The sequence below is a fragment of the Burkholderia sp. M6-3 genome (assembly GCF_050858985.1).
GTDB classification, from domain to species: domain Bacteria; phylum Pseudomonadota; class Gammaproteobacteria; order Burkholderiales; family Burkholderiaceae; genus Paraburkholderia; species Paraburkholderia caledonica.
In genome coordinates this window covers 2,637,767-2,659,217 of sequence record NZ_CP110090.1, presented here as the reverse complement: position 1 = coordinate 2,659,217, position 21,451 = coordinate 2,637,767, and the positions used below count along the sequence as shown (strand labels likewise).

At 61.5% G+C, this 21,451-nt stretch carries 20 protein-coding genes; 7 read left to right on the top strand and 13 right to left on the bottom strand.

Annotated elements, in window-relative coordinates:
- Positions 1-202: 202 nt before the first annotated feature.
- The 10 genes from OH764_RS11360 to OH764_RS11315 all read right to left on the bottom strand — a co-directional run bounded on the left by OH764_RS11360 (position 203) and on the right by OH764_RS11315 (position 7,765).
- Positions 203-949, bottom strand: coding sequence for an SDR family oxidoreductase (locus OH764_RS11360; RefSeq protein ID WP_498846869.1), 747 nt, complete (start codon positions 947-949; stop codon positions 203-205).
- A 66-nt stretch (positions 950-1,015) separates the two neighbouring features.
- The gene (locus tag OH764_RS11355) at positions 1,016-1,600 is read right to left on the bottom strand and encodes an LOG family protein (RefSeq protein WP_498846868.1); all 585 of its coding nucleotides are present in this window, start codon (positions 1,598-1,600) and stop codon (positions 1,016-1,018) included.
- 11 nt (positions 1,601-1,611) lie between these two features.
- Positions 1,612-2,325, bottom strand: coding sequence for a TetR/AcrR family transcriptional regulator (locus OH764_RS11350; protein WP_020069561.1), 714 nt, complete (start codon positions 2,323-2,325; stop codon positions 1,612-1,614).
- Between the two features lie 246 nt (positions 2,326-2,571).
- Positions 2,572-3,219: a diacylglycerol kinase gene (locus OH764_RS11345; RefSeq protein WP_498846867.1), complete on the bottom strand. Its 648-nt coding sequence runs from the start codon at positions 3,217-3,219 to the stop codon at positions 2,572-2,574.
- A 20-nt stretch (positions 3,220-3,239) separates the two neighbouring features.
- Complete coding sequence (locus tag OH764_RS11340; protein WP_498846866.1) at positions 3,240-4,271, bottom strand: glycosyltransferase family 4 protein; 1,032 nt, start codon at positions 4,269-4,271, stop codon at positions 3,240-3,242.
- A gap of 42 nt (positions 4,272-4,313) precedes the next feature.
- Positions 4,314-5,255, bottom strand: a complete 942-nt coding sequence (locus OH764_RS11335; protein WP_498846865.1) for a UDP-2,3-diacylglucosamine diphosphatase — start codon at positions 5,253-5,255, stop codon at positions 4,314-4,316.
- A 175-nt stretch (positions 5,256-5,430) separates the two neighbouring features.
- Positions 5,431-5,931 carry an RDD family protein gene (locus OH764_RS11330; RefSeq protein WP_440784343.1) on the bottom strand — a complete coding sequence of 167 codons (501 nt, stop codon included), beginning with the start codon at positions 5,929-5,931 and terminating at the stop codon, positions 5,431-5,433.
- A 70-nt stretch (positions 5,932-6,001) separates the two neighbouring features.
- On the bottom strand, positions 6,002-6,760 hold the full coding sequence (locus OH764_RS11325; RefSeq protein ID WP_498846864.1) for a DUF3106 domain-containing protein: 759 nt from the start codon (positions 6,758-6,760) through the stop codon (positions 6,002-6,004).
- 16 nt (positions 6,761-6,776) lie between these two features.
- Entirely contained in the window at positions 6,777-7,205 is a 429-nt protein-coding gene (locus tag OH764_RS11320; RefSeq protein WP_498846863.1) for a DUF3619 family protein, read from the bottom strand.
- Complete coding sequence (locus OH764_RS11315; protein WP_020069568.1) at positions 7,202-7,765, bottom strand: RNA polymerase sigma factor; 564 nt, start codon at positions 7,763-7,765, stop codon at positions 7,202-7,204. The genes OH764_RS11320 and OH764_RS11315 overlap by 4 nt, the downstream gene beginning before the upstream one ends.
- Before the next feature lie 355 nt (positions 7,766-8,120).
- Here OH764_RS11315 and OH764_RS11310 point away from each other — a divergent pair, with 355 nt between their 5' ends.
- The 7 genes from OH764_RS11310 to OH764_RS11280 all read left to right on the top strand — a co-directional run bounded on the left by OH764_RS11310 (position 8,121) and on the right by OH764_RS11280 (position 18,150).
- Positions 8,121-9,884: an acetolactate synthase 3 catalytic subunit gene (locus OH764_RS11310; protein ID WP_498846862.1), complete on the top strand. Its 1,764-nt coding sequence runs from the start codon at positions 8,121-8,123 to the stop codon at positions 9,882-9,884.
- A 111-nt stretch (positions 9,885-9,995) separates the two neighbouring features.
- Entirely contained in the window at positions 9,996-10,487 is a 492-nt protein-coding gene (gene ilvN / locus OH764_RS11305) for an acetolactate synthase small subunit (RefSeq protein ID WP_020069570.1), read from the top strand.
- Positions 10,488-10,599: 112 nt separating this feature from the next.
- A complete protein-coding gene (ilvC, locus tag OH764_RS11300) occupies positions 10,600-11,616 on the top strand; it encodes a ketol-acid reductoisomerase (RefSeq protein WP_020069571.1) in 1,017 nt (338 codons plus the stop codon).
- A gap of 1,171 nt (positions 11,617-12,787) precedes the next feature.
- Positions 12,788-14,485 (top strand): group II intron reverse transcriptase/maturase, encoded by a 1,698-nt coding sequence (gene ltrA / locus OH764_RS11295; RefSeq protein WP_498846861.1) that lies wholly within the window; start codon positions 12,788-12,790, stop codon positions 14,483-14,485.
- Between the two features lie 117 nt (positions 14,486-14,602).
- The gene (locus tag OH764_RS11290) at positions 14,603-15,241 is read left to right on the top strand and encodes a phosphatidylserine decarboxylase (protein ID WP_027776652.1); all 639 of its coding nucleotides are present in this window, start codon (positions 14,603-14,605) and stop codon (positions 15,239-15,241) included.
- A gap of 24 nt (positions 15,242-15,265) precedes the next feature.
- A complete protein-coding gene (pssA, locus tag OH764_RS11285; protein WP_498846860.1) occupies positions 15,266-16,135 on the top strand; it encodes a CDP-alcohol phosphatidyltransferase family protein in 870 nt (289 codons plus the stop codon).
- 467 nt (positions 16,136-16,602) lie between these two features.
- Positions 16,603-18,150, top strand: a complete 1,548-nt coding sequence (locus OH764_RS11280) for a 2-isopropylmalate synthase (protein WP_087754085.1) — start codon at positions 16,603-16,605, stop codon at positions 18,148-18,150.
- Positions 18,151-18,272: 122 nt separating this feature from the next.
- Here OH764_RS11280 and OH764_RS11275 read toward each other — a convergent pair whose 3' ends face one another.
- The 3 genes from OH764_RS11275 to OH764_RS11265 form a co-directional block, all read right to left on the bottom strand.
- Positions 18,273-19,853, bottom strand: a complete 1,581-nt coding sequence (locus OH764_RS11275) for a SulP family inorganic anion transporter (RefSeq protein ID WP_498846859.1) — start codon at positions 19,851-19,853, stop codon at positions 18,273-18,275.
- Between the two features lie 77 nt (positions 19,854-19,930).
- Positions 19,931-20,566, bottom strand: a complete 636-nt coding sequence (locus OH764_RS11270) for a carbonic anhydrase (protein ID WP_498846858.1) — start codon at positions 20,564-20,566, stop codon at positions 19,931-19,933.
- A gap of 234 nt (positions 20,567-20,800) precedes the next feature.
- The gene (locus tag OH764_RS11265; RefSeq protein WP_498846857.1) at positions 20,801-21,352 is read right to left on the bottom strand and encodes a hypothetical protein; all 552 of its coding nucleotides are present in this window, start codon (positions 21,350-21,352) and stop codon (positions 20,801-20,803) included.
- Between the last annotated feature and the right edge of the window lie 99 nt (positions 21,353-21,451).

The following is a 21,451-nucleotide window of genomic DNA, read 5'->3' as shown; positions in this document are numbered from 1 at the left end:
TCAGCGTCGCGGGCATGGCGCGCGATCGGCCGCGATTGTAGTCTCCTAATCTTACGAACGAATACACGCGCGGCGGCGCACAGCCGCGGCAGTTGAACGTGCCGGGGCAATGCCTATGCCTGATGGGCGGCGAACGGGAACAAGAAGGAGACGCGGCGCGACATCGGCCGCCGCGTGAATCGACGTTGAAGAAGAGGGGCGCCTAGCGGCCGCCCGCAACGTCGATGAGAGCGCCAGTCACATACGACGCGGCATCGCTCAGCAGCCAGGCGATGGTCCCTGCAACTTCGTCGGCGCGGCCGGGACGGCCGAGAGGGGTTGTCGAACCCAGTTGGGCGGCGCGATCGGGCTTGCCGCCGCTCGCGTGGATTTCAGTGTCGATGAGACCCGGCCGTACTGCGTTCACACGCACGCCTCGCGGGCCGAGTTCCTTCGCAAGCCCGAGCGTCATGGTGTCGACCGCGCCTTTCGCGCCTGCATAGTCGACGTATTCGTTCGGCGAACCCAGCCGCGCCGCCGCCGATGACACATTGACGATCACGCCGCCCGCGCCGCCGCGATCCGTCGACATGCGCCGCGCGGCTTCGCGCGCGCACAGATACGCGCCCAGCACATTGACGTTGAAGATACGCGTGAGGCGCGCAAGGTCCATGTCGGCGAGTTGCATCGACGGTGCAACGATGCCCGCGTTGTTGACGAGCGCATCGAGCCGGCCAAAGGTCTGCTCCGTCTGGTCGAACATCGCAATCACGTCGGTTTCGTTTGCGACGTCGCCGGCAACCGGCAATGCGCGCCCGCCGGCCCGCTCGACTTCGGCGACGGTCTCCTGTGCGGCGGCCAGATTTTGCGTGTAATTCACGCCGACGGACCAGCCGCGCGCGCCCAGCAAGCGCGCAGTCGCGCGGCCTATACCGCGGCTGCCGCCGGTGATCAGAACGGTTTGCGTCATCGCAACCTCAACGTGCAGGAGAGTGGGCGCCAGGCAAACGCGGCCGCCTTTTAGTCGCGACCGAAATCAGACGGCGTCGCGATTGATCGCCCATTTGTCGGCGGCGGGCGGTTGATAGCGTTGCAGCTTGTCGATCAATGCGCCGGGATCGGCGTCGATCTGCAGAATGTCGAGATACGTTTTGCGCATGAAGCCTTCGTCGACAGTGTGCTGCAAGAGATTGATCAATGGATCGTAAAAGCCGTCGATATTGAGCAGTGCCACCGGTTTCTGGTGATAGCCGAGCTGCGCCCAGGTGTAGACCTCGAAGAGCTCCTCCAGCGTGCCCGCGCCGCCCGGCATCGCAACGAACGCATCGGACAGATCGGCCATCATCTTCTTGCGATGATGCATGTCGGGCACCACATGCAGTTCGGTCAGCCCGTTATGGCCCACTTCCTTGTTGACGAGCAACTCGGGAATCACGCCGATCGCGCGGCCGCCTTCGGCCATGACCGTGTCGGCGATCACGCCCATCAGGCCAACCTTGCCGCCGCCGTACACCAGCGCGAGATCGGCTTCTACCAGCGTGCGGCCGAACGCGCGCGCCGCTTCTGCATACAACGGTTTGGCCCCGTTCGCGGAGCCGCAATACACACACACCGACTTCATGAAGAAACGTCCTATTCGTTGCGAGGCGCGGCGCCTTCTTTCGGCGGCAGATAGTCGTAGAACTCGCGCTTGGGCAGCTTGCCCGACACCAGGTCGTCGAAAATCTGCCGCGAGCGGCCGCGCAGATAAGGCGCCATCAACGACACGATCTGTACGCTCACCTGGTGGAGTTCCGCGCGAATCGCTTCCTGCTCGTTGTATTTGCGCGGGTTCATCACGAACTGATACGACAGCCAATACGTTGCGATCACGCCGATGTTCGTCGCGATCACTTGCAGTTCGTCAGGCGTGGCGACCATCTCGCCGTCAGCCACGAGTTGATCGCAGAACTGGCTGGCAAAGCGCACCTTGTGACTGATGATCTGCTTGAAGTGTGTTTCGAGCGTGCGGTTGCGCGCGAGCAGATCGTTCAGATCGCGATACAGGAAACGGTAGCGCCATGTGAAATCGACCATGTATTGCAGATACGACCACATTTCGTCGATGGTCGCACGGTGGTCGTCGGGAAAACGCAGACGCTTTTCGATCTCCTGCTCGAACTGGCTGAAGATGCTGTTGATGATGTCGTCTTTGTTGCGGAAGTGGTAGTACAGGTTGCCTGGACTGATCTCCATTTCCTCGGCGATAGTCGTCGTCGTGACGTTCGGCTCGCCGATTTCGTTGAACAGTTTCAACGACAGTTCGAGTATCCGTTCGCGCGTGCGGCGGGGAGGTTTGGCTTCCATGTCGTCCGGCCCTGGTTACGCCGGGTCGGACGCGCGGCGGTGTGCCGCTGCTGCGTATTCCACCCGGACGCGGTTGCTATTTTGAGACTGCCGGACGATTATAAACCGAGCGTTCTAATATCAAACGGATACCGAGGGTTTTCGTTTGTGCGGCGGGCGCAGGCCATCTGGAAACTGCGTTTTTTTATCGATTTGCTCGCGCCGCCGGCTTCGTTGGGTTGTCCTTGCGTTTTCCTTGGGTTGTCCTCAAAGCCACGCCTTAACCCAGTGCACGACGAGCGGGCCCACGATCAGCACCCACGTCATCAGGCACATGCCGAGCGCAACCATCACCGCCGCGCTGCCCAGGTCTTTCGCGCGGCGCGACAGTTCGTGCCGTTCCAGCGAAATCCGGTCAATGGCCGCTTCCACGCTCGAATTCAGCAACTCGACGATCAGCACCAGTAGCACGGAGCCAAGCAGCAACACGCGCGATACCGGTTCGACCGGGACCAGTACGCCGCACGGAAGCAGAATCGCGGCAAGTGTCAGCTCCTGGCGAAACGCGCTCTCCTCGCGGATAGCGACGCGAAAGCCCGCGAGCGAGTTTTTCATCGCGTGCCAGGCGCGGGTCAGGCCGCGGTTGCCCTTGTATGGATTGAAGGGCAGAGGCGCGAGCGGGTCGTCGGGACCGAGCGGTTCGTGCTGGGCGTCGCTGTTCGCAGGTGTGCCGTTGGGGACGCGCCCTGCGCTTTGGTCGTTCCTGCGATGCCCGTCGATTCGATCCGGCACGGTGGATTCGCTGACGTCGTCGAACGGCTCGACGCCCGCGGTGTCGTGTTCGTTGGGGGCGTGAACGGCGCGCAGCGCGCCGTTCACGGACGCGCGGCTTGCGGGAGAGTATCTGCTTCGCATGGGCGGCCAGGCGCGCCGCGTCACGCGGCTGCGCTCTCCTCGCGATACGACGCACGCGGCAACGGCTTCAGATGCGCGGCGAACTGCTCCGAGGCCGCCGCCCACGAAAAGCGCTCGGCCCACGCACGCGCGTGCGCGCGGTCGATCTTGAGCGCTTCCAGACACGCGTCGCGCAGGTCTTCGTTCATCGCGCCGGCGCCGCCGTCGCCGAGCACGTCGATCGGGCCGGTAACCGGATATGCAGCGACCGGCGTGCCGCAGGCGAGCGCCTCGAGCAGCACGAGCCCGAACGTGTCCGTGCGGCTCGGAAAGACGAACACGTCTGCCGCAGCATAGACCCTGGCCAGTTCGGCTTGGGTGAGCACGCCTAGATAGTTGGCTGTCGGATAGCGCGATTTCAGCTCGGCCAGCGCGGGCCCTTCGCCGGCAACCCATTTCGAGCCGGGCAAATCGAGCTTCAGGAATGCCTCGACGTTTTTCTCGACGGCCACGCGGCCCACGTACAGAAAGATCGGCCGGGCGGTGTTCAGAACCTTCGAATCCATCGGGTGGAAGATGTCGAGATCGACGCCGCGCGTCCACAACACGACATTCGTAAAGCCGTATTTTTCCAGGTCGCTTTTGACGACCGGCGTCGGCGCCATCACGGCAAGCGACGGCTTATGAAACCAGTGCAGGAATTTGTACGTCGCGGCGAGCGGAATGCCGAAGCGTGCCTGCACATATTCGGGAAAGCGCGTGTGATACGCGGTCGTGAACGGTAGCTTGTGCTGGATCGCGTAAGCGCGCGCGGCCATGCCGAGCGGGCCTTCGGTCGCGATGTGCAGCGCGTCTGGCGCAAATTCGTCGATACGCTGGCGCAGCTTGCGGCGCGGCAGCAGCGACAGGCGAATCTCGGGATACGTCGGGCAGGGAATCGTCCGGAATTCGAGCGGCGTCAGCAAGTCGACGTGGTGGCCGAGCTGGGTCAGCTCGCGCGTGGTGTTCTTCAGCGTGCGCACGACGCCGTTGACCTGCGGTTCCCATGCGTCGGTGACGATCATGATCTTCATCGATTGGTTTCCTCGATTCGAGCCAGCAGAGGTTAAGAGGGATTACGCCGTCGCCCGGGCCTTTTGCACGCCCGCTTCCGGGGCTCGCATCACGGTCCAGTAGATCACCTTGAGTTCGCCTTCGTACGTCTCGACGAGCGCCGACAGGCTTTCGACCCAGTCGCCGTCATTGCAGTACAGCACGCCGTCGATGTCACGTATCTCGGCCTTGTGGATGTGCCCGCAGACCACGCCATCGCAGCCGCGGCGGCGCGCTTCGTCGGTCATCACACGTTCGAACGACGAGATGAAGTTCACCGCGTTCTTCACCTGATGCTTCAGGTATTGGGAAAGCGACCAGTATGGAAAGCCGAGCCGGCTGCGGATCCGGTTGAACCAGCGGTTCAGGATCAGGATCATCGTGTAGAGCGTGTCGCCGAGGTAGGCGAGCCACTTCGCGTGCTGGATCACGCCGTCGAACAGATCGCCGTGCACGATCCACAGGCGCTTGCCGGCTAGCGTGGTGTGGAACGCTTCGCCGCGCACGTGGATGTCGCCGAACGCGAGGTCGCAGAACTGGCGCGCCGCTTCGTCGTGATTGCCGGGCACATAGACCACCTGCGTGCCTTTACGCGCCTTGCGCAGCACTTTCTGCACGACGTCGTTGTGGGCCTGCGGCCAGTACCAGCCTTTTTTCAACTGCCAGCCGTCGATGATGTCGCCGACGAGATACAGATACTCCGACTCGTTGTAGCGCAGGAAGTCGAGCAGATATGGCGCCTGGCAGCCGCTCGATCCGAGGTGGATGTCGGACAGCCAGATCGTGCGGTAACGGTGCGGCTCCGCGTGCTCGTCGTCGTGCTGGGGCGCGTGCGTGTCGAGTGGCAACGGTGCTACGGGAAGCGGCAAGCCGTGGCTGTGGGTGGATTCGGGGCGGAACGCGACGGAGTCGACGCTCGGGCCAGTCTGGCGGAACAGGGAAGTCGCGGACGTTTTGGAGTCCATGGCTCACGCGTCGAGTTGCGGTGCCTGTATTGGGCCTACGGCGCGTGACTGTGCCGTGACAGTCATGAGAAGTTCTTATTACTGCGGCGGGCGAGACGGGGCGAGAGCGGGCGAGAGCGGGCGAGAAGGACGAGCGGGGACTGCAGGACGGATGCGGATATCTGGGCCAGGCCGCTTAGCGCGCGACGTCGATGACGCGCGTTCCGGCCAGGCGGTCATGAAGAAACTGACGGCTTGCGCCGAAACGGCCAGTGGCCGCCCACAACACGAACCAGATAGCAGCGATCACGAGGGTTTGCGGCAAGCGCAGGCCGAGGAGCGGATGCAACGCGAGCGGCGGCAGAAACCATAGCCACGCGAGCACGTAGCGTGCAATCGCCCGCCACGCGGAGAGCGGCGCGCCGCTGGCCGCGACCACGCGCAGACGCCAGGTTTTCATCGGCAGGGTCTGGCCGCTGTGAGTCCAGAACCACACGAAATAGAGGCCAACGACGAGGCCGATCCACGCTGCCAGCAGATTGTGGTGCGTGAGTCCGTTGCGCTGCTGCGTGAGCGTGCTGAACAGATAACCGGCGACGAAAACGACGCCGAACAGCAGCAACGCTTCGTAAAGCAGCGCGGCGAGACGGCGGCGCACGGTAGGCGGGGTGTCCGTTGAACCGGGCGGCTTGGCCAGGGACGGACTCGCGTCGGAGTTCGAACTGGATCCGGAAGTCACGCGCGGTTCTGACACGGGCAGGCGCGGTTCACGAACCGTTGAAAATCGACGGCGCTTCCGCCGGGGAGACCGGCAGCGGCGTGGCCGGCACGAAGCTGCCGGCGGCCGGGATACCCGGCAGCGAAGCCGGGCTCGGCAAAGACACGGCCGCCGCTGCGCTCGCCGACGACGTGCCGCTAGCGGCACGCTCGCGCGCATTGACGAGCCGGTCGAGCCCCTTGATCTCGCTGCGGCCCGACGGCGGCGCGCTGACCACGCTCGGACGCCGCTTGTGCTCACTCGCGGCAAGCCGCTGCTTCAGTTCTTCCGGCAACTCCTGGTAGGCCTTCCACGCGTTCTGACGCGCTTCACGGGGCAATTGCTTGGAAACCTGGTAGTTTTCACGCGCGACGCGGCGCTGATCCGGCGTCATGCGCACCCATTCGGTCATCCGCTCACGCAGGCGTTTTTGTGCATCGGTTGACAACTTCGAGTAACGCGATGCGATCTTCAGCCATTTTCGTTTGCGTTCGTCGCTGAACGAATCCCACTGCGCCTCGAATGGCGCGAGGGCCATGTGCTCCGCGGCGCTCAGGCGTGACCACGCCAGCGGGCTTTTGCTGCCAGGCAGGCCGGGCAATTCGACGCCGAGTGCGGGCGCGGGCGCGGGCGCCGCGCCGTTACCGGTCGCGGCAGGCGCGCCGGCGGGCGAAGGGCTCGGGTAAAAGCGCGGATACGTCGCGGCAAACGACACGAGAGCCGCAATCGCACATCCGAAAACAACGGCAAGACCGCGCTTGTAGCTCACCCGAACACTCTCCCGCTCAGTGGGCGCGCGAAAGATACGCGTTGAAACCGTGGTCGAGATAGGCATTGAGCGGCAGGTCGTCGCTTAACATGGCGGCATCGATATCGGCGAGTTCAGCCGTGCGCTGCTGGTCTTCCCAGTAGGCAATGCCGACGAGGCTCACGACGAGCGCAGCGAGCGGCCACGCGAGAGCGAAGCGGCGCAGCGGCGAACGGCGGCGTTGTGGCAGCTCGCCATGCGACAGACCGCCCGGCATACGCGCTCCGGCGAGAGCGGGCGCGAACACCGGCGCGCTCACGGTTTCGGGCTTCTTGCGGGCGAGCGCGGCGCGGCGCGCCGCGGCGAGTCGATCGACGGTGGCGGGCGGAATGCTGGCGGCGTTTTCGTCGAGCGCGCGGCGCACCTGGCGCGCGAACTCGAGTTCTTTTGTTTCTTGGGAGCTCATAGCGTGATTCCTTTGGCCTTGAGCGCTTGCGCCAGCGTGTGGGTGGCCCGCGAACAGTGCGTCTTCACACTGCCTTCGGAGCAGCCCATTGCGGCGGCAGTCTCGGCGACATCCATATCTTCCCAATAACGCATGAGAAACGCCTCCCGTTGACGTGCCGGTAACTTTCGGATCTCGTCGTCGATCATCTGCAAGACCTGTTCGCGTTCGAGCTTCTGTTCGTTGCTCTCGGCGCCCGCCGAGCCCTGCTGGGCCTCGAACGTTTCCAGCGGATCGAATTCGTCGTCGTCGGCATTACCTAGCGACGAGAAGAGACTGACCCACGTATTGCGTACTTTCGCACGACGGAAATGGTCGTGCATCGCATTCTGCAGAATACGCTGAAACAGCAGCGGAAGCTCGGCTGCCGGACGGTCGCCGTATTTTTCGGCGAGCTTGATCATCGCGTCCTGCACGATATCCAGCGAGGCGTCGTCGTCCCGCACGGCGTAGACCGTCTGCTTGAATGCGCGCCTTTCGACGCCCGCCAGAAAATCGGCGAGTTCCTTGTCTGATGCCATCCGTTTGGGGGTCGGCGCAGCGAGCGTGCGCGTAATCGTTCGAAAAATGTCGTAAAACTCGCGGATGCTAACAAACTTTTGCGAAAGCAGGGGCGAAAGGTGGATTGGCCGACATCTTCATGACGTTGTCAGGCGGTCAGAAAAGCGCGTCAGGGACGGCGGTTCGGGCAATATTTGCTTGACCGCGCGGGCGTCTGCCGCTATCGTCGCTGGTTCGCAACATAAGTGACTTGTCTCATTGAGGTGTGGCCCAAGAAGCTCACCTGTCAACTGGACGCGCCGCTTGAACCCGAGCCACAAGCCCGGCAGAGAGCACCCGATCAATTTTTTGCCGAAAATTCGAAAGGTGAATTGAATGAATATGCCCAGCGCGGAATTCTCCACGTCGGATACCACTCCACAACACGAAGCTGACTCTATCGGCGCCACCGTGCTCATGAAGGCACTGGCCGACGAAGACGTCGAATTTGTTTGGGGCTATCCCGGCGGCTCGGTACTCTACATTTACGACGAGCTGTACAAGCAGGACAAGTTTCAGCACATTCTCGTGCGTCACGAGCAGGCCGCGGTTCACGCCGCCGACGCTTATTCGCGTTCCACCGGCAAGGTCGGTGTGTGCCTCGTGACCTCCGGCCCCGGCGTCACCAATGCGGTGACCGGTATCGCCACCGCCTACATGGATTCGATCCCGATGGTCGTGATCAGCGGCCAGGTTCCGACTGCCGCGATCGGCCAGGACGCGTTTCAGGAGTGCGATACGGTCGGCATCACGCGTCCCTGCGTGAAGCACAACTTTCTCGTGAAAGACGTGCGCGATCTCGCCGCGACGGTCAAGAAAGCGTTCTACATCGCCCGTACCGGCCGGCCCGGCCCGGTGCTGATCGACATTCCGAAAGACGTGTCGAAGGCGCCTTGCCAGTACGAGCCGATCAAGACGGTTTCGCTGCGCTCGTATAACCCTGTCACCAAGGGGCACTCCGGTCAGATCCGCAAGGCGGTTTCGCTGCTGCTGTCGGCGAAGCGTCCGTACATCTACACCGGCGGCGGCATCATCCTGGCCGATGCGTCGCGCGAGCTGAACCAGTTCGCGGATCTGCTCGGCTACCCCATCACGAATACGCTGATGGGTCTGGGCGGCTACCGCGCGAGCGACAAGAAATTCCTCGGCATGCTCGGCATGCATGGCACGTACGAAGCCAACATGGCGATGCAGCACTGCGACGTGCTGATCGCAATCGGCGCTCGCTTCGACGACCGCGTGATCGGCGACCCGGCGCACTTCGCGTCGCGTCCGCGCAAGATCATTCATATCGACATCGATCCGTCTTCCATTTCCAAGCGCGTCAAGGTCGACATTCCGATCGTCGGTGACGTGAAGGAAGTGTTGAAGGAACTGATCGAACAGTTGCAAACGGCCGAGCATGGCCCGGACACCGCGGCGCTCGCCGACTGGTGGAAGGACATCGAAGCCTGGCGCGCGAAAGACTGCCTCAAGTTCGACCGCAAGAGCGACGTCATCAAGCCGCAGTACGTGGTGGAAAAGGCGTGGGAATTGACCGACGGCAATGCGTTCGTCTGTTCCGACGTCGGCCAGCATCAGATGTGGGCTGCGCAGTTCTATCGCTTCAACAAGCCGCGCCGCTGGATCAATTCGGGCGGCCTCGGCACGATGGGCTTCGGCCTGCCGGCGGCGATGGGCGTAAAGATGGCGCACCCGGACGACGACGTGCTGTGCATCACAGGCGAAGGCTCGATCCAGATGTGCATTCAGGAACTCTCGACCTGTAAGCAGTACGAGACGCCTGTGAAGATCATCTCGCTGAACAATCGCTATCTGGGCATGGTCCGCCAGTGGCAGCAGATCGAATACAGCAAGCGCTATTCGCATTCGTACATGGACGCCTTGCCGGATTTCGTGAAGCTCGCCGAAGCGTACGGCCACGTCGGCATGCGCATTGAACGCACGGCCGACGTCGAACCGGCGCTCAGGGAAGCGCTGCGCCTGAAAGATCGCACGGTGTTTCTCGACTTCCAGACCGATCCCACCGAAAACGTCTGGCCGATGGTACAGGCCGGCAAGGGCATCACCGAGATGCTCATGGGTTCGGAAGATCTATAACGACCGTTTCTGACGCCGGCTTCGTCACGCACGCCTTCACGAAGGGCGAGTGCGGACGAAGCGGCGCGAAGCCGCTCGCGTACATCGACAAATATCTGGAAGAAGCGAAACATGAGACACATTATTTCCGTCCTGCTGGAAAACGAACCGGGCGCGTTGTCACGCGTGGTGGGTCTCTTCTCGGCACGCGGCTACAACATCGAAACCTTGACGGTGGCTCCGACCGAAGACCGTTCGCTGTCGCGCATGACCATCGTCTCCATTGGCTCGGACGACGTGATCGAACAGATCACGAAGCATCTGAACCGCCTGATCGAGGTGGTGAAAGTGGTCGACCTTACCGAGGGCGCCCACATCGAGCGCGAGCTGATGCTGATCAAGGTGAGGGCGGTCGGCAAGGAACGTGAGGAGATGAAACGGATGTCGGATATTTTCCGCGGCCGCATCATCGACGTCACCGAAAAGACCTACACGATCGAACTGACGGGCGCAGCCGACAAGCTCGACGCCTTCATCGAAGGGCTCGACGCCACAGCGATTCTCGAAACTGTCCGCACGGGCAGTTCGGGCATTGGGCGCGGCGAGCGCATTCTGAAGGTGTAACCCGCACCGCTTCGATTCGGCCGGGTGGCGTTCATCACCGTCCGGCCTTGCAACACAACATTCGCAGTATCTGAATCTCTCTGAATCATCCGAATTTAGCCAAGGAACCGACATGAAAGTTTTCTACGACAAGGACGCCGATCTCTCCCTCATCAAGGGCAAGCAGGTCACCATCATCGGCTATGGCTCGCAAGGCCATGCGCACGCGCTGAACCTGAAGGAAAGCGGCGTGAACATCACGGTCGGTCTGCGCAAGGGCGGCGCATCGTGGAGCAAGGCTGAGAACGCCGGCCTGCAGGTCAAGGAAGTGGCGGAAGCCGTGAAGGGCGCGGACGTCGTCATGATGCTGCTGCCGGACGAGCAGATCGCCGAAGTCTATGCCAAGGAAGTGCATGGCAACGCCAAGCAAGGCGCTGCACTCGCATTCGCACACGGCTTCAACGTTCACTACGGTCAGGTGATCCCGCGTGCGGATCTGGACGTGATCATGATCGCGCCCAAGGCGCCCGGCCACACGGTTCGCGGCACCTACACGCAAGGTGGCGGCGTGCCCCACCTGATCGCCGTTGCGCAAGACAAGTCGGGCGCGGCGCGTGACATCGCTCTGTCGTACGCGGCAGCGAACGGCGGCGGCCGTGCGGGCATCATCGAAACGAACTTCCGCGAAGAAACTGAAACCGACCTGTTCGGCGAACAGGCCGTGCTGTGCGGCGGTACCGTCGACCTGATCAAGGCCGGTTTCGAAACGCTGGTTGAAGCCGGCTATGCGCCGGAAATGGCGTACTTCGAATGCCTGCACGAACTGAAGCTGATCGTCGACCTGATCTACGAAGGCGGCATCGCGAACATGAACTACTCGATCTCGAACAACGCCGAATACGGCGAGTACGTGACGGGTCCGCGCATCGTGACGGCTGAAACGAAGAAGGCGATGAAGGCCGTGCTGACCGACATTCAGACGGGCGAGTACGCAAAGAGCTTCATCATCGAGAACAAGGCCGGCGCACCGACGCTGCAATCGCGCCGCCGTCTGACGGCCGAGCACCAGATCGAGCAGGTCGGCTCGAAGCTTCGCGCCATGATGCCGTGGATCGCGAAGAACAAGCTGGTCGACCAGTCGAAGAACTAAGAAGTCCGTTTTATCGCCTTATACCGGCGCGGCGCACCGCCGCATGCGCCGGTAATGCAAAAAGCCGCCCGAGGGTGCTGAACCCCGGGCGGCTTTTGCTATCCTACGGTTTTACGTGCGACACGCACGCTCGTGTCCGTCAGCCCCACGTTACGGGGCATCGACTAGAGGGTTATTGAGGAAGGTCTTGACTGGACTCACCATGCCCTCCGCAGGCGGCTCCCTTGTGAGCTGCACTTTAAGCAGTAGGTGTGTTCCTTATGGACGCACCTTGGTAGTGAACACGGGACACGGTGCAGTCTGCCGTCAACCGTATTGCATTGACCTGATTACCGTCAGGTCCCGCCCAGTCAGCGGCTTCATCTCCGCCGACAGGGCGGGGTGATGTTTGCAATTCCCGCGCCTTCGGGCAACGGAGTCGCTAAACGATACGAGCGAAAGCTCGGCGTGTCATTGTTCGGCCTCGCTGGCTGCATTGGCGAGGGTAGTGAACCTGCTGTACGACCAGCAGTAGCCTAGGAAGACATGCGTCACTGGCAATGGTGAGGTGTGAAGCTCTTCTAACAATGTACCCCCCGGAAGTTCGGGCGGATGGTGGCTGTGAAACGACCATCTGGAGACTCCCAGCAGCAACGGGGTTGAGGGGCTAGGCTGACTGATACGGTTAACGTAAGTGAATTGCTGATAAACCTCGTAAGTAGGACGGTGCCAAAGCTGCTGGTAGGCATCAACCAAAAGGGTGTGCGGTCGGATAGCTCGCTGTAAATTCGGGCTACGTCGTCTTCGGACCGCCGGGGAATAGGCAGAACCTAAGTCAGTCGTGTGACATGTCGGGAACGTGGTAAGCCTGTATGGTTGCCGGCGCAGTGAGGCTGGCAGGCGGACCGTGAGGAATGCTGTTAATTGTGCAGGTAGAGGACGACGGAAAAAGCGAAGGCCGGGCTGTAATGGTCCCGATAGGGGTTGAGACATCACCTCACGCGAAAGCGGGCAGACTTCCGTCTGGTCTACCGTCGCAAGACGGCTGACTGACCTTTAGCTGGAACTGGTGATTGCGGGCGGCTTCTTAGTCGTCAGTGCTTGTTGTTTACCCCCTTGCGGGAGCAGATCGCTCCCGCAAGGGGTGATCTGTTCTCCGCTCGGGATTCACTTCTTCGAGTAGGAGAGCAGCATGAAAGTATCTGGCCGAAAGACTGGATCTGCGCTTTCCCATGCGCCGGACAACTGGTACGCCGTAGATTGGCGGCGGGTTGAACGGAACGTGAGAGGGATGCAGATACGAATTGCGAAGGCGACGCGGGAAAGTGACTGGCGCAGGGTGAAAACCCTGCAACGGATGCTGACCCGCACGTTGTCCGCGAAGCTTTATGCGGTACGACGTGTTACGCAGAACCAGGGTGCGCGAACGGCGGGAGTCGATCGTGAACTGTGGGATTCGCCTGAGAGCCGATGGGAAGCCATCGGCAGGTTGAAGCGGCGCGGATATAAGCCTCTGCCATTACGGAGAGTCTTTATCCCCAAGGCCAATGGAAAAGAACGCCCTCTGGGCATTCCAACCATGCGGGACAGGGCGATGCAAGCTCTGTATCTGCTGGCTCTGGAGCCGGTGTCGGAATCGACGAGCGACGCGAACTCGTATGGGTTCAGGCTGAACCGCTCGACGGCTGACGCCATGTCGCAGATTTTCGTCGCCATGTCCCAAAAGGGCTCAGCCCGCTGGGTACTGGAGGCGGATATCAAAGGCTGCTTTGACCACATCAACCATGAATGGCTGGAGAACCATGTCCCTATGGACAAGGAAATCCTCCGGAAGTGGTTGAAGGCTGGCCTGATTTATAAAGGTCAGCTACAGGCGACTGAGGCTGGTACGCCGCAGGGAGGGATCATCTCCCCGACGCTGGCGAACGTGACGTTGAACGGGCTGGAGCGTGAACTGATCGCGCACCTCGGTGCGAAGTTCGGGATCGCAAAGGCGAAGAAGCTGAAAGTGAATGTGGTGCGGTACGCGGATGACTTCGTGATTACTGGTGACTCGCAAGAGGTGCTGGAGCAGGAAGTTCGGCCTTGGGTGGAAGCATTCCTTGCCGTTAGAGGATTGCAACTTTCCGAGGAGAAAACACGGATCACGCACATTGACACAGGCTTTGATTTCCTTGGGTGGAATTTCCGAAGGTACTCGGGAACGCTACTCATCAAGCCGAGCAAAAAGAACGCGCAAGCGTTCTATCGCAAGGTGGCGGAAACGATCAGCGGTAACAAGACGGTGAAGCAGGCGAGTCTGATCCGGCTGCTGAACCCGATGCTACGAGGCTGGGCGCGGTATCACAGTCCTGTAGTAGCCAAAGAGGCGTACAGCCGCATGGAGTCTTTGATTTTCCGGAGGCTCTGGCGGTGGTCTAAGAGGCGGCATCCGAGCAAGAGTGCCGACTGGGTGAGAAAGAAGTACTTTCACTCAGAGGGCAGCCGACACTGGGTGTTTGCTGTTCCAGTGGTTCGTGAAGCAGGAAAGGGGTTACTTGAGCTGTACCAGATCAGCGGTACAGAAATCAGGCGACACAGAAAGGTCAAAGGGGCGTTCAACCCATTTGACCCAGAGTGGGAGCAATACGGCGAGCAGTTGCGCGAGGCACGCATGGAACATTCGATGCGACACCGGCGACAATGGGTTTCGTTGTACATGTCACAGAGCGGATTGTGCGCGCACTGTGGATGCGCTCTGACGAAGGAAACCGGTTGGCATGACCATCATCTGGAATATCGGATGCATGGTGGATCGGATGCTCTTTCGAACAGGGTTTTGCTTCACCCGGACTGCCACCGGCAAGTGCACGCAGGTAAAATTGCAGTAACTAAGCCGGCCCGGGACTAACCCCGGGCTTTGTTTGTAGATTTGAGCCGTATGCGGGGAAACTCGCACGTACGGTTCTTAGGGGGCTCCTCTTCCGCGAGGAAGGGGGGCTACCCTCCAAAAATACTGAAGCCACCCATGAATTACCCACATCCGATCATCGCGCGAGAAGGCTGGCCGTTCATCGCCATCGCGGCCGTCGTTGCATTACTGGTTCACGCCTTCGCGGGATTCGGCTTTGCGTGGCTGTTCTGGCTGATCCTGATCTTTATCGTGCAGTTCTTCCGCGATCCGGCGCGCCCGATTCCGACTCAGGCGAATGCCGTGCTATGCCCGGCCGACGGCCGCATCGTCGCAGTCGAAACCGCGCATGATCCGTACGCCAATCGCGAAGCGCTGAAAATCAGCGTCTTCATGAACGTGTTCAATGTCCATTCGCAGCGCTCGCCTGTCGACGGCGCGATCTCGAAGGTCGAATATTTCCCTGGCGCTTATCTGAATGCCGCAGTGGAGAAGGCTTCGCTCGAAAACGAACGCAATGCAATCGTGATCGAAATGGCCGGTGGGCAAACGGTTACGTCGGTGCAGATCGCCGGTCTGATCGCGCGGCGCATTCTTTGCTATGTACGTGCTGGCGAGCCGCTTACGCGCGGCCAGCGCTATGGCTTTATCCGCTTCGGTTCGCGTGTCGATGTGTACCTGCCTGTGGGTAGCCGTCCGCGAGTGTCTATCGGCGAGAAGGTGTCGGCGTCGTCCACGATCCTCGCTGAACTGTAAAGCGGCACAAAGGAGATTGTCCGAATGGCCGCATTCAAACCGCGCCGACCGCGCACCAGTGGACCGTTACCGCGTCCGTTTCGCCGCAACAAGCCGCTCGGTACGGATTCACCCGTGGTGGAGAGTCGCCGCGCGCAGCGTCAGCAATTTCTGAGAAAGCGCGGCATCTATCTGCTGCCGAACGCGTTCACCACGGCGGCGCTCTTTTGCGGCTTCTTTGCCGTCGTCCAGGCAATGAACGTGCGTTTCGAAGTCGCGGCAATCGCGATTTTCGTGGCCATGGTGCTCGACGGCATGGACGGCCGCGTCGCCCGTATGACGCATACGCAAAGCGCATTCGGCGAGCAGTTCGACAGTCTGTCCGACATGGTGTCGTTCGGCGTTGCGCCGGCGCTCGTCATGTATGAGTGGATTCTCAAAGACCTGGGCCGGTGGGGCTGGCTTGCGGCATTCGTCTACTGTTCGGGCGCGGCGTTGCGGCTTGCGCGCTTCAACACCAACATCGGCGTGGTCGACAAGCGTTTCTTCCAGGGCATGCCGAGCCCGGCAGCCGCGGCGCTGATTGCAGGCTTCGTGTGGCTTGCCACAGACAACCGCGTGCCGCTCAAGCTCGTCTGGCTGCCGTGGGTCGCTTTCGTGCTGACGATCTATGCGGGCGTCACGATGGTGTCCAACGCGCCGTTTTACAGCGGCAAGGCGCTCGACGTGCGGCATCGCGTGCCCTTCGGCGTGATTCTGCTGGTGGTGGTGGCATTCGTGCTGGTGTCGTCCGATCCGCCTCTGATGCTGTTCGGCCTGTTCGTGTTGTACGGTCTGTCCGGCTATGTGTTCTGGGGCTATCAGGCGCTCCGCGGCAGGGCGAATCCCGCTCGTTCGGTCGCGCACGACCGGTAGTCTGGTGTGCATGCACGCTATGCACGTGCAGTCCGAGAGCTTGCGAAGTATCGAATCGGCGACCTTGGGGTCGCCGATTTCATTTCCGGACGCCGGTCTCAATCTCGCTCCGACGCGCGCTGCGTGGAGGTTTGACGTCAATTGCACGGCGAAGGGAATGCCGCTATAGTCGTTGGATGACTGCGTCCGCGTTGGCTTTCCAGTCGCAGTAAATGCGGCAAGAACTGGGCGGCGCCACGAGCCACGATCGAGCCACCAGGAATCACGAAGATCCACTAAGAGCTACGATCCAGCCGCGCCGCGAACCTCGACAAGCCGGCGCATCGATTGCGCTGACCGTCGCACTGACCCGGCTGGTGCCCGTTGCGCTTCATCCATGGTTGAGCGTTGCTTGCGGCGCTCACGGCGGCGACATCCACGTCCAATATCCGATTCCCACAATTGAACGACTCCGCAGGAGACTCGACATGTCCGACAAACTGATCATTTTCGACACTACGCTGCGTGACGGCGAACAATCGCCCGGCGCGTCGATGACGAAAGAAGAAAAAATCCGTATCGCGAAGCAACTCGAACGGATGAAGGTCGACGTGATCGAAGCAGGCTTCGCGGCTAGTTCGAATGGCGACTTCGACTCGATCCAGACAATCGCCGGTCTGATCAAAGAGAGCACGGTGTGCTCGCTCGCACGGGCGAACGACAAAGATATCCAGCGTGCAGCCGACGCGCTCAAGCCCGCTGAGCGTTTCCGCATTCACACGTTTATCGCCACGTCGCCGCTGCACATGGAAAAGAAGCTGCGCATGACGCCAGACCAGGTGTTCGAGCAGGCGAAGCTGGCGGTTCGTTTCGCCCGCAAATTCACCGACGACGTCGAGTTCTCGCCGGAAGACGGCAGCCGCTCGGACATGGACTTCCTGTGCCGCGTGCTGGAGGCGGTGATCGCAGAAGGCGCGACCACCATCAACATCGCGGACACCGTTGGTTACGGCGTGCCCGAACTCTACGGCAACCTCGTGAAGACGCTGCGCGAGCGCATTCCGAACTCGCACAAGGCGGTGTTCTCCGTGCATTGCCATAACGATCTCGGCATGGCGGTGGCGAATTCGCTGGCCGGCGTGCAGATCGGCGGCGCACGTCAGGTCGAGTGCACGATCAACGGTCTCGGCGAGCGTGCGGGCAATACGTCGCTCGAAGAAATCGTGATGGCCGTGAAGACTCGCAAAGACTATTTCGGCCTCGAACTCGGTCTCGATACGACTCAGATCGTCCCGGCTTCGAAGCTCGTATCGCAAATCACCGGTTTTGTCGTACAGCCGAATAAAGCGGTGGTGGGCGCGAACGCATTCGCGCATGCGTCGGGCATTCATCAGGATGGCGTGCTTAAGGCGCGCGACACCTACGAGATCATGCGCGCGGAAGACGTGGGCTGGAGCGCAAACAAGATCGTGCTCGGCAAGTTGTCGGGGCGCAATGCGTTCAAGCAGCGTCTGCAGGAGTTGGGTATCGCGCTCGACAGCGAGGCCGAACTGAACACGGCGTTTGCCCGCTTCAAGGAGCTAGCCGATCGCAAGGCGGAGATTTTCGACGAGGACATCATTGCGATCGTCACCGAAGAATCGGCTGAAGCGCAGCAAAAAGAGCACTACAAGTTCCTGTCGCTCTCGCAGCATTCCGAGACCGGCGAGCAACCGCATGCAAAAATCGTATTCGCGATGGACGGCAAGGAGATCACCGGCGAGGCGCGCGGCAACGGTCCCGTGGATGCCACGCTCAACGCAATCGAAACGGAAGTCGGCAGCGGCTCGGAGTTGCTGCTTTACTCGGTGAACGCAATCACCACCGGCACTCAGGCGCAGGGCGAAGTGACCGTGCGGCTTTCGAAGAGCGGACGCATCGTCAACGGCGTGGGCACCGATCCGGATATCGTCGCGGCTTCCGCGAAGGCTTATATCTCCGCGCTCAACAAGCTCTATTCGAACGTCGACAAAGTGAATCCGCAGCGTTCCGAATAAATTCGCGGCAGCGGCTCATGCGCTGCCGTCGCTAGAAAACGATGCCCCGCGCCTTCAGTGGCGCGGGGCTTTTTTTTTATTGCGGCATGCTGGTCTCGCTCGTTCGCCGCAGTCTCCCCACGTTACTCGGTCGCCGTACGTCGCATCGACCAGCCGCGCGCCGCGCGCGCCTGGCCTCGCGCCTGATGCCGCACTTCGACTGCAATGCCGCGGCGTGGCGCATCCTCGACAAAGGCATCGAGCAGTTCACGCACATCGTGGTCGACGAAATCGGCGCGCGTCGCATCGACTATCAGTGTCGCGCCGTCGGGAATCTGCTGCAGGTAGTGCTTGAGCGGCACCTTGCCGAGAAACGACACGTCTTTGCGAAACGACAGCAGGTAATGATCGCCATGTTGTGCAAGCACGATCGGACTGCGCAGATTCGCATACAGCGCAAGCATCACGCTGCACAGAATGCCGAGCACGATGCCGATCAGCAGATCGGTCGCGAGTACGCCGACGAGTGTGACGATGAACGGCGCGAACGGCGCGAAGCCCTGTCTCGCGACCGCGACGAACAGTGACGGCTTGGCGAGCTTGAGTCCCGTGAAGATCAGAATCGCCGCAAGACAGGCGAGCGGAATCAGGTTGATGACGCTCGTCAACGCAAACACGCTGACCAGCAGCAGCACGCCGTGAATGATCGCCGACAGACGGCTTTGTGCGCCAGCATGCACGTTGGCGGAACTGCGCACGATCACCGCCGTAATCGGCAGGCCGCCAATCGCGCCCGCAATCAGATTGCCGACGCCTTGGGCCTTCAGTTCACGATCGGGCGGCGCCGGGCGGCGTTCGGGGTCGATCTGCTCGACCGCTTCGAGGCTCAGCAAGGTTTCGAGACTTGCAACGATCGCCAGCGTGATCGCGACGCGCCACACGTCCGGGTTCGCGAGTTGGGCGAAATGCGGCCCGAAGTCGGCCCACTCGAGCGCGACGCTCAACGCCGCGAACGATTCCAGCGACGGTAACGCAACGCGATGTTCGGCGGGCGGCGCGAGCGAAGGCGCGAGCACGTGCAGCAGCAACGTAGCGCCGATACCCAGCAAGACCACCGCGAGCGGCGCTGGGACGATGCGCACCAGCGCGAAGCGGCGCATCGGGCGAGTTTCCCAGCCAATCAGGATCGCCAGAGACAGCAGCGTGATCACGCAGGCGACGAGCGAGATCGAGCCGAACGGCGCGACTATCGTGCCAGCAGCTTGCGCGGAGGCGGGCGCGTCGCTTGCCGCTTGTCCGGCGACCAGCCCGAGCGCAAGCGGGAACTGCTTGACGATCAGCAGGACGCCGATTGCGGCCAGCATGCCTTTGATGACCGGCGACGGCACATAGGCGGCGAAACGGCCCGCCTTGAGCATACCGAAGCCGAACTGGATCGCGCCGGACAGCAACACGGCCGCGAGGAACGCCGAAAAGCTTCCAAGCTGCGCGATTCCGCCGACGACAATCACGACGAGACCCGCCGCCGGTCCGCTGACGCTCAGGCGCGAGCCACTGAGAACCGCGACCACGAGGCCGCCGACGATGCCTGATACAAGTCCGGCAAACGGCTCGACGCCCGACGCATTGGCGATGCCAAGGCACAGCGGCAGAGCTACGAGGAAAACGACGGTGCCGGCTAGCGCGTCGCGCTGAAATGTCGAAAAGAAAGCTCGAAGGTTCATGGTGTCGGTGCTGGGAATAAGTGATGCCTGATCAGAGGCGAAGGCTGAACCGGATAGGCCCTGAACGATGCCGCGCTTCAGGCGGCGCTATGGGCGGCGGTCTCGCAGGTCATTGCATCGTCGGCTTCGTAACCGGACGCGAGCACCTTGATGCGCCCGTCTTCGAGCGCAAAGATCCAGCCGTGCACGAGCGGCGCAGTGTCGGCGTCGCGCACGATCGGATTCGCACGAAGCTGGCTGACCTGTTCGAGCACGTTGAGTTCGGCGAGGCGGTCGACGCGCTCGCGTTCGCTCACGTGTGTGTCGAGTTCATCGCGATGAATTCTCGCGAGTGAACAGAGCGGCGCGATACGGCGGTTTACGTGCGGCAGGCTCGGGTCGGGCGGCAACAACGAGGCACGCACGCCACCGCAACCGTAATGTCCGCAGACGATCACGTGCCCGACCTTGAGCACGCGCACCGCGTATTCGAGGACGCTCGCGGAGTTGTCGTCGTCGGGACGGAACAGGTTGGCGATATTGCGGTGTACGAACAGGTCACCGGGCTCGCAGTGCGTGATGGTTTCGGCCGGCACGCGGCTATCGGAGCAGCCGATCCACAGTACGTGCGGATTCTGTCCGCGTACCAGATCGCGGAAAAACTCGGGGTTGCGCTCGGCGGTTTCGTGCGCCCATGCGACGTTGGCGACGAGAAGGCGTTTGGGACGATTCATCGATAGCGGCTCCATAAAGGGCGCATCGTCCGGTGCAGCAATCACGGCTGTGCCGTGTGGTCGCGCTCGTTGTTCCGCAGTCGGACCTGCATCGGATCAATGCTTACAAAAGCCTTTCTATCAAAAAATTAATGGCCTGTGTGTGAAATAAAATTCGTTGCTATGCGAAATAAATAAAAAAAACCGCTCCAGGGAGCGGTTTTGGGAGATGCGTGGGTAGGACTCGCAGCAGGGCTAGAACAAGTTGCGGCGGTCGGGATCATGCAGCGGATCCGGCGTTTTCTGCGTGAGACGCAGCACACCCTGATCGTCGAAATAGAAACTGAACATCATGTACCAGTAGTCGTCCTCGAGGTAACGATAGGTCCAGACTTCGCGCTTCATCAGCGGGAAGTAGGACGTCTCCACCGGGCGGCCAAAGTTCACCAGCACGTCGCTTCTCGTCCAGTTGCCGATTTCCGCGCGATAAAACTCGTTCGGCTGCAGTACCTGGCGGACGTTCACGATCTTGCCGGAGGCGTCGATGTCCGCGGCGGTGGTCGTTTCGCCCATTGGCTGGGTCGGCCACATCAGCCGCTTGCCGCCGTTTGGCAAATCGTAGCTTTCGCGCGGCGGGCCGAGGCGCGCGACGATTGTCGATTCGTCCGCGCCCGCCTGATATTGTTGCCAGGGCTGCGCGCAGCCGGCGAGGGCGAGCGCGCTCAGGCACACGAGCGCCGCGCGGCGCACGCGCCCGGTAGCCGGCGCCACGATCAAGGCCGCCTTACGGTGATGGCGGTTCAACATGATTCCTCCGATGGCTTTCAAGTAGTGTTTTTATCATCAAGACGGATTATTTTGACACGCGCCGCCGCAAAAGAATTGCGATGCGCGCGCGCAGGCCGG

What these genes read in the sequence shown, in the direction of transcription:
- ltrA (WP_498846861.1), top strand. Translation starts at nt 12,788, where the DNA reads ATGAAAGTATCTGGCCGAAAGACTGGATCTGCGCTTTCCCATGCGCCG.
- ilvC (WP_020069571.1), top strand. Translation starts at nt 10,600, where the DNA reads ATGAAAGTTTTCTACGACAAGGACGCCGATCTCTCCCTCATCAAGGGC.
- OH764_RS11265 (WP_498846857.1), bottom strand. Translation starts at nt 21,352, where the DNA reads ATGTTGAACCGCCATCACCGTAAGGCGGCCTTGATCGTGGCGCCGGCT.
- ilvN (WP_020069570.1), top strand. Translation starts at nt 9,996, where the DNA reads ATGAGACACATTATTTCCGTCCTGCTGGAAAACGAACCGGGCGCGTTG.
- pssA (WP_498846860.1), top strand. Translation starts at nt 15,266, where the DNA reads ATGGCCGCATTCAAACCGCGCCGACCGCGCACCAGTGGACCGTTACCG.
- OH764_RS11310 (WP_498846862.1), top strand. Translation starts at nt 8,121, where the DNA reads ATGAATATGCCCAGCGCGGAATTCTCCACGTCGGATACCACTCCACAA.
- OH764_RS11345 (WP_498846867.1), bottom strand. Translation starts at nt 3,219, where the DNA reads ATGCGAAGCAGATACTCTCCCGCAAGCCGCGCGTCCGTGAACGGCGCG.
- OH764_RS11320 (WP_498846863.1), bottom strand. Translation starts at nt 7,205, where the DNA reads ATGAGCTCCCAAGAAACAAAAGAACTCGAGTTCGCGCGCCAGGTGCGC.
- OH764_RS11360 (WP_498846869.1), bottom strand. Translation starts at nt 949, where the DNA reads ATGACGCAAACCGTTCTGATCACCGGCGGCAGCCGCGGTATAGGCCGC.
- OH764_RS11350 (WP_020069561.1), bottom strand. Translation starts at nt 2,325, where the DNA reads ATGGAAGCCAAACCTCCCCGCCGCACGCGCGAACGGATACTCGAACTG.
- OH764_RS11275 (WP_498846859.1), bottom strand. Translation starts at nt 19,853, where the DNA reads ATGAACCTTCGAGCTTTCTTTTCGACATTTCAGCGCGACGCGCTAGCC.
- OH764_RS11315 (WP_020069568.1), bottom strand. Translation starts at nt 7,765, where the DNA reads ATGGCATCAGACAAGGAACTCGCCGATTTTCTGGCGGGCGTCGAAAGG.
- OH764_RS11335 (WP_498846865.1), bottom strand. Translation starts at nt 5,255, where the DNA reads ATGGACTCCAAAACGTCCGCGACTTCCCTGTTCCGCCAGACTGGCCCG.
- OH764_RS11290 (WP_027776652.1), top strand. Translation starts at nt 14,603, where the DNA reads ATGAATTACCCACATCCGATCATCGCGCGAGAAGGCTGGCCGTTCATC.
- OH764_RS11270 (WP_498846858.1), bottom strand. Translation starts at nt 20,566, where the DNA reads ATGAATCGTCCCAAACGCCTTCTCGTCGCCAACGTCGCATGGGCGCAC.
- OH764_RS11280 (WP_087754085.1), top strand. Translation starts at nt 16,603, where the DNA reads ATGTCCGACAAACTGATCATTTTCGACACTACGCTGCGTGACGGCGAA.
- OH764_RS11340 (WP_498846866.1), bottom strand. Translation starts at nt 4,271, where the DNA reads ATGAAGATCATGATCGTCACCGACGCATGGGAACCGCAGGTCAACGGC.
- OH764_RS11355 (WP_498846868.1), bottom strand. Translation starts at nt 1,600, where the DNA reads ATGAAGTCGGTGTGTGTGTATTGCGGCTCCGCGAACGGGGCCAAACCG.